Origin of the sequence: Huintestinicola sp., from assembly GCF_051882455.1 — a bacterium.
Taxonomy (GTDB): Bacteria; Bacillota; Clostridia; order Oscillospirales; family Ruminococcaceae; genus Huintestinicola.
Map to the genome: position 1 here is coordinate 1 of NZ_JBJERV010000076.1, position 6,559 is coordinate 6,559.

6 protein-coding genes and 1 riboswitch are annotated in these 6,559 nt (G+C 45.5%); all 6 genes read left to right on the forward strand.

Translation table 11 applies throughout. From position 1 onward, the window contains the following. Positions 1-115 precede the first annotated feature (115 nt). A riboswitch (Lysine riboswitch) is annotated at positions 116-295 on the reverse strand. A 318-nt stretch (positions 296-613) separates the two neighbouring features. Further along, positions 614-1,642, forward strand: a complete 1,029-nt coding sequence (gene queA, locus ACI4J0_RS09790) for a tRNA preQ1(34) S-adenosylmethionine ribosyltransferase-isomerase QueA (protein ID WP_439765630.1) — start codon at positions 614-616, stop codon at positions 1,640-1,642. Between the two features lie 204 nt (positions 1,643-1,846). Next, on the forward strand, positions 1,847-2,251 hold the full coding sequence (locus ACI4J0_RS09795) for a hypothetical protein (RefSeq protein WP_439765625.1): 405 nt from the start codon (positions 1,847-1,849) through the stop codon (positions 2,249-2,251). Between the two features lie 118 nt (positions 2,252-2,369). Beyond that, positions 2,370-2,573, forward strand: coding sequence for a hypothetical protein (locus tag ACI4J0_RS09800; RefSeq protein WP_439765626.1), 204 nt, complete (start codon positions 2,370-2,372; stop codon positions 2,571-2,573). A 93-nt stretch (positions 2,574-2,666) separates the two neighbouring features. Further along, positions 2,667-3,860 carry a tRNA guanosine(34) transglycosylase Tgt gene (gene tgt / locus ACI4J0_RS09805; RefSeq protein ID WP_439765627.1) on the forward strand — a complete coding sequence of 398 codons (1,194 nt, stop codon included), beginning with the start codon at positions 2,667-2,669 and terminating at the stop codon, positions 3,858-3,860. 130 nt (positions 3,861-3,990) lie between these two features. After that, the gene (locus tag ACI4J0_RS09810) at positions 3,991-4,644 is read left to right on the forward strand and encodes an HAD family hydrolase (protein WP_439765628.1); all 654 of its coding nucleotides are present in this window, start codon (positions 3,991-3,993) and stop codon (positions 4,642-4,644) included. A 64-nt stretch (positions 4,645-4,708) separates the two neighbouring features. Further along, entirely contained in the window at positions 4,709-6,370 is a 1,662-nt protein-coding gene (locus ACI4J0_RS09815) for an AMP-binding protein (RefSeq protein WP_439765629.1), read from the forward strand. Positions 6,371-6,559 lie beyond the last annotated feature (189 nt).

Below are 6,559 nucleotides of genomic sequence, written 5' to 3' on the forward strand. Positions count from 1 at the left end.
AATAAAATTTTACAGAGAAATAAAAAAAATCGGTTGAAAACCGATCCATCATAGTGTATAATGTTAAAGTGCCTGTGTAAAACAAATAAATTTGCTTTACACCCTAAATTTAATCAGGCTCGATAGCACTCCATCACATAAGCTATGATGACAATCGCATACCTCTTCGGCATACGCTCAGCAGTGAAGGCTCCGCAGGCTTTCAGGGCTTCGGCAGTATCGCCTTTCTCCGAACGGTAAACGGCTGCGGTGCCTGCGAACGGATACTCATCTTTACTGCGCCTCTATCAGTTTATCAATGTCAATTATATAATATGTTTGCGATTTTGTCAATACCTGTTTGTAAATTTTTTGTCACTTTGAGGGGACTTTTTTATTTCCCGACGTATTTGAAAGGAAGCTGTTTGATTTGAAGAATATAAATATTGATCTTTTGGGCTTTGAAAGCAGAGAGGAGCTTGAGGGATCTATCTCGGAAAATATTTCGCAGGGGCAGGAAATATCCGTTCATCTGAAAAATATTTCCATAGCTCCCGAATGGGCTAAAAAGGCAGCGGAGGATATCAAGAATATGCCCGGTGTCCATACTGTTACCGAGCTTGATATCGAGACGATGAAACGCTCCGACTTTTGGTATGACCTTCCCGAGGAGCTTATCGCTCAGACTCCTGCTGAGCCGAGAAATTCCTCGCGGCTTATGTGCGTGGACAGGGAGAGCGGTGAAATTTCACACGACCGTTTTTATAATTTATGCAGTCATCTTAAAAAGGGTGATTTGCTTGTTATGAACGATTCACGAGTGCTGCCTGCCCGTCTTTACGGCGAAAAGGAGGGTACGGGCTCGTTTATCGAGTTCCTGCTTCTTGAGCAGAAGGGGGACAAGGTATGGGAGATACTTGTTCGCCCGGGAAAAAAGGCAAAGCCCGGAACGAAGTTCTCTTTCGGAAACGGCAGGCTGAAAGCGGAGATACTTGAGACTGTGGAGGGCGGCAACCGCATTGCGAAATTTGAGTGCGAGGGCAATTTCTTTACCGCTCTCGAGGACGTGGGACAGATGCCCCTGCCCCCGTACATCACCAAAAAGCTGGAGGACAAGGAGCGATATCAGACGGTTTATTCTCATGAGCTTGGGTCGGCGGCGGCTCCCACGGCGGGACTTCATTTCACAAAGGAAATGCTTGAAGAGCTTCACGAAAAGGGCATAAACACTGCGTTTGTCACTCTTCATGTGGGACTGGGGACCTTCCGTCCCGTTAAGGAGGACGATGTTAAGGGACACAAAATGCATTCGGAGCATTATCAGCTGCCAAAGGAAACGGCGGAGCTTATCAACAAGACCAAAGCTGAGGGCGGACGGGTCATTGCGGTGGGCACCACCTCCTGCCGCACTCTTGAGAGCGTTGCAAGCTTTAATAACGGCGAGATAAAGGAAGCCGAGGGGTATACGGACATTTTTATTTATCCCGGCTACAAATTCAAGGTCCTTGACGGGCTTATCACTAATTTCCACCTGCCCGAAAGCACTCTTATTATGCTTGTTTCGGCTTTTATGGGCTATGACAATACTATGAATGCGTACAAGGTGGCTGTGGAGGAGAAATACAGATTTTTCAGCTTCGGGGACGCTATGATTATTTTGTAATGGAGTGACAGTATGAAATTCAACTGCTATTGCGGATATGTATTTCACGATAATACGGACTTTCTGCGCTTTAAGGGACATATAACGGCAGATCAGGATCTTGAGGAGCTTGATAGTTCTGTGGAGCATTTTCAAATTTCTGAGAAAGAATATATAAATTCGCTGTGCAATATGAGGTGCATATATCAATGTCCGCGCTGCGGAATGGTTTTTATTGACAATGATGACGGGGAGTTTTCTGTTTTTGTCCCTGCAAAATATGTTGATATGAACAGGGTATCCGAAAAGGTTAAAGAAAGTCCCGAGGAGCATTACGGCGAAAACTGCCGCCTGCTTCAATCCGCACAGGGAGATATGTGGCGGGGGTGGATATACGGTGAATGGAATGATGAAAAAAGAGATTGGGAGGACGCTCCTTTGAGGGAAATTTCCATAAATCTCAATTCACGTGAATATGACGAGTACAATAAAAAGCACTATGACAGCCTTAATGAAATGAAAGCGGATTATATCAGGCTTGCAGATGAGCTTGCTCAGAAAGATCTTATTCGCTTTGCTCGGTTTTGGGTCAATGGAAAAGCTGTGACGGAGCTTTGCAGGGAATATTGATATTTTGTTTTGCAATGATCAGATTTTAAGCAAAGACTTGATTTTTTGTGTGAACAGTAATATAATAAATATAGGTCAGCTATTCATACAAGAATATTTCGGAAAGGCGGTCATTTTTATGAGTACCAAAGAGATAGTTACGAGTATGCTCGATTGTCTGAATGAAAAACAGCTTAATGGGATTATGGTATTGATAAGGAGCTTTATTGAGCCTAACGACGAGACTAAGGCGGCTATTGAAGAATGTGAAGCAATGCTTAATGACCCCAAGGCACGAAGATATAGATCGGTTGACGAGCTTTTTGAGGAGCTGTCCGCCTGAAATAAAAAATAACTGACAAGGAGCAGGAAACCAATAGCTTTTTCTTAGGTTCCCTGCTTTTTGTTTGAAAAAATAAAAAAGGAAATAACAACTATGTACACACTTATAAAAACCAACGGAAAAGCCCGCAGGGGTCAGTTTGAGACTGTTCACGGAACATTTCAGACGCCCTGCTTTATGAACGTGGGAACTGCGGCGGCTATCAAGGGCGGCATTTCCTCAATTGACCTTAAAAATGAACTCAAGTGTCAGGTGGAGCTTTGCAACACCTATCATCTTCACGTGCGCCCCACCGACAAGGTGATAAAGGAAATGGGCGGTCTGCACAAATTTATGAACTGGGACAAGCCTATCCTTACCGACAGCGGCGGATTTCAGGTGTTCTCTCTTGCTAAGCTTCGCAAGATAAAGGAGGAGGGCGTTTATTTCAACTCCCACGTGGACGGTCGGAGGATATTTATGGGCCCCGAGGAGTCTATGCAGATACAGTCCAATTTAGGCTCCACCATTGCTATGGCGTTTGACGAGTGCGTGGATAATCACATGGCGCAGATAACTCCCGATATGGACGAGCAGACCAAAAACAGGATAATCCGCAAGGCGTATGATTACTCGAAAAATTCCTGCGAAAGAACTACTCGCTGGCTGTACAGGTGCAAGGAGGAGATGGCAAGGCTTAACGCGCTTCCCGACACCATAAACAAGCACCAGCTCCTTTTCGGAATAAATCAGGGCTCGGTTTTTGAGGACCTGAGACTGAGGCATATGGAGGAGATAGCAAAGCTTGATATGGACGGCTATGCGGTGGGCGGTCTTGCTGTGGGCGAGCCTACCGAGGAGATGTACCGCATACTTGACGCTGTTGTTCCGGTCATGCCCGAGAAAAAAATTCGTTATCTTATGGGTGTGGGCACTCCGTCTAACATCATTGAAGCGGTGGCGAGAGGTATTGACCTTTTCGACTGCGTTATGCCCAGCCGAAACGCCCGTCACGCTACAATATTTACCCGGAACGGCATAATGCACGCCACAAACAAGTGCTATGAGACCGATTCGCGTCCTCTTGACCCCGAGTGCGACTGTCCCACCTGCCGCAATTTCTCCCGTGCATATATCCGTCACCTTTTCAAGGCGGATGAGCAGCTTGCAGGCAGGCTTGCGGTGGCGCATAATCTGTATTTCTACAACACTCTTATGGAGAAGATAAGAGAGGCTATTGACAATGACGAATTTGACAGTTTCAGGGCAAAGTATTCGGGGCTTCTGGCTTCGAAATTGGAAGATTGAATTGACATTCAAAATATATCAACAGAACATTCATCAAAATTCTTAAACAGTTAACAAAAAAGACTGATAATAAATTTCAAAATGTGGTAATATAATATTGCGTCAGGAAATATCCGGAAAGGAACCCAAAATGTACAAGCTTGTTATTTTCGATCTGGACGGTACGCTGGTAAATTCTCTGGAGGATCTGGGAAACGCCTGCAACGATGCACTGCAAAGGTTTGGCTATCCCGTTCATCCCATGGAGAGCTTCCGCTATTTCGTTGGGGACGGAGTGCCTATGCTTATCCGCAGGGCATTGCCCGAGAGCGACCGAACCGAGGAGAATATTTCAAGGGTCAAGGCTGTATTTGACGAAATATACGGAAAAAATTACGATGTATGCACACGTCCTTATGACGGTATCCCGGAGCTGCTTGAAAAACTGAAGGCAGATGGGATACTTATTGCCGTCGCTTCAAACAAGCCCGATAATTTTACTCAAATCATAGTTTCGGGAATGTTCGGTGATGTTTTCTCCTATGTTTCGGGCAAGAAGGACGGCTTTGAGAAAAAGCCAAGCCCTCAGATCGCTCTTCATATTATGGAAAAGCTGGGCGTTTCTCCCAAGGAGACTTTATTTGCGGGAGACTCGGCGGTGGATATGCAGACTGCTTTTAATGCAGGCTGCGACAGTATCGGCTGCCTTTGGGGCTTTCGCACTTTAAAGGAACTTGAGGATAACGGGGCAAAGTATATTGCAAAGACTCCTGAGGATATTTATTTCGCTGCCGCAAAAAAATAATTTTATCTCAATATCCCGCATTTTCACGTCGGGTGTCACGAGGTATCTTTCGGAGGTTCGCTTTATGAACGTACAGGATATCCATATGCAGTATATCGAGGAGGGCTTTGACGAGAACGGAGTCGTTAATAAATTCGATCTGAAGCTTCCCGAAAATTTCAGCTACGCTTACGATATTATTGATAAAATTGCAGAAACCGAGCCTGAGAGACGGGCTATGATATGGTGCGATGATGAGGGGCGTGAAAGAATATTCAGCTACGGCGAGCTTTCAAGGCTCTCAAACCGGGCTGCAAATATGCTCCTTGACCTGGGCGTTAAAAAGGGCGAGAGAGTAATGACTGTTCTCAAGCGCCACTGGCAGATGTGGATAGTTACATTTGCTCTCGAAAAGATCGGAGCGATACTAATCCCCGCCACCAATCAGCTTAAGAAAAAGGACTACGTTTACCGTTTCAGAGAAGGCGATATTGACCACATAATCGCAACGGGCGACGGAGACGTATGCGAAAATATAGAAGCTGCCTGTGCTGACTGCCCTTTGAAGCTGAAACTTATCGTCAAGGGCAAAAGAGACGGCTGGATTTCCTTCGATGACAAGCTTGAATGCTATTCCGACAGTATTGAGCGTATTCCCACAAATGTTGATGATGACTGTCTGATGTTCTTCTCTTCGGGTACTACGGGATATCCCAAGATGGTCATTCATTCCCACCGCTACAGCGTTTCCCACATTCCCACAGCTAAATACTGGCACCACCTTAACAAGGACAGCCTGCATCTTACGATTTCCGAAAGCGGCTGGGGTAAGTTTTTCTGGGGCAAGATCTACGGTCAGATGGCGCTGGGCGCTACGATAATGACCTATGATTTTACAAGATTTGTTCCCGGTGATGTGCTTCACATAATCGAAAAATACAAGGTAACAAGCCTTTGCTGTCCTCCCACGATGTACCGTTTCTTTATTAAAGAGGGTATGGAGGGTCACGATATTTCCTGTCTCGAGTATGCTACCACGGCGGGTGAGGCTCTTAATGCCGAGGTGTATGACCGCTTTAAAGAGATGACGGGACTTTCACTGATGGAGGGCTTCGGTCAGACCGAGACAACGCTTATTATCGGCAATCCTTACGGCTCCGTATCGCGCTCCGGCTCCATGGGCAGGGCAATGCCTATGTTTGATGTCATAATTGCCGATACTGAGGGAAATGAGGTGCCCGACGGCACTACGGGTGAGATATGCGTTCGTCTGAAAAAAGGCGTTAACAATGGTATTTTCAAGGGCTACTATAATAATCCAGAGGCGAATGAAAAGGCGTTTGCCTTCGGACTTTATCACACGGGAGATACTGCATACAGAGATCCCGACGGATATTTCTGGTATGTGGGACGTATCGATGATGTTATCAAATCCTCGGGATATCGCATAGGTCCTTTTGAGATAGAGTCTATCTTAATGGAGCACCCTGCCGTTCTTGAGGCTGCTATTACAGCTGCGCCCGACCCGATCAGAGGTCAGGTGGTCAAGGCAACTATTGTTCTGACCAGCGAATACAGGGGCAGGGGAGATGAGGCTCTTGTGAAGGAGCTGCAGAATTATGTAAAGGCAAACACCGCTCCTTACAAATATCCGAGAATAATTGAATTTGTTGATGAGCTTCCCAAGACCATTAGCGGCAAAATTCGCAGGGTCGAGATAAGGGAAAAGGATGGTATAAATTCATAAAGATAAATCGCTTTCGGCTTTTGGGTCGGGGGCGATTTTAATTTTCATGTAAGATAACCGGGTTTTGAATTAAGGCGATTGAGCAATATGCATTATTATAGAAGCGTAATAGAGATGAATATAAGACTAATTTACCAAACCTAAAAAATAAGTCGAAAAAAGCTTGACAAACGAAGGTGAGTGTGGTAA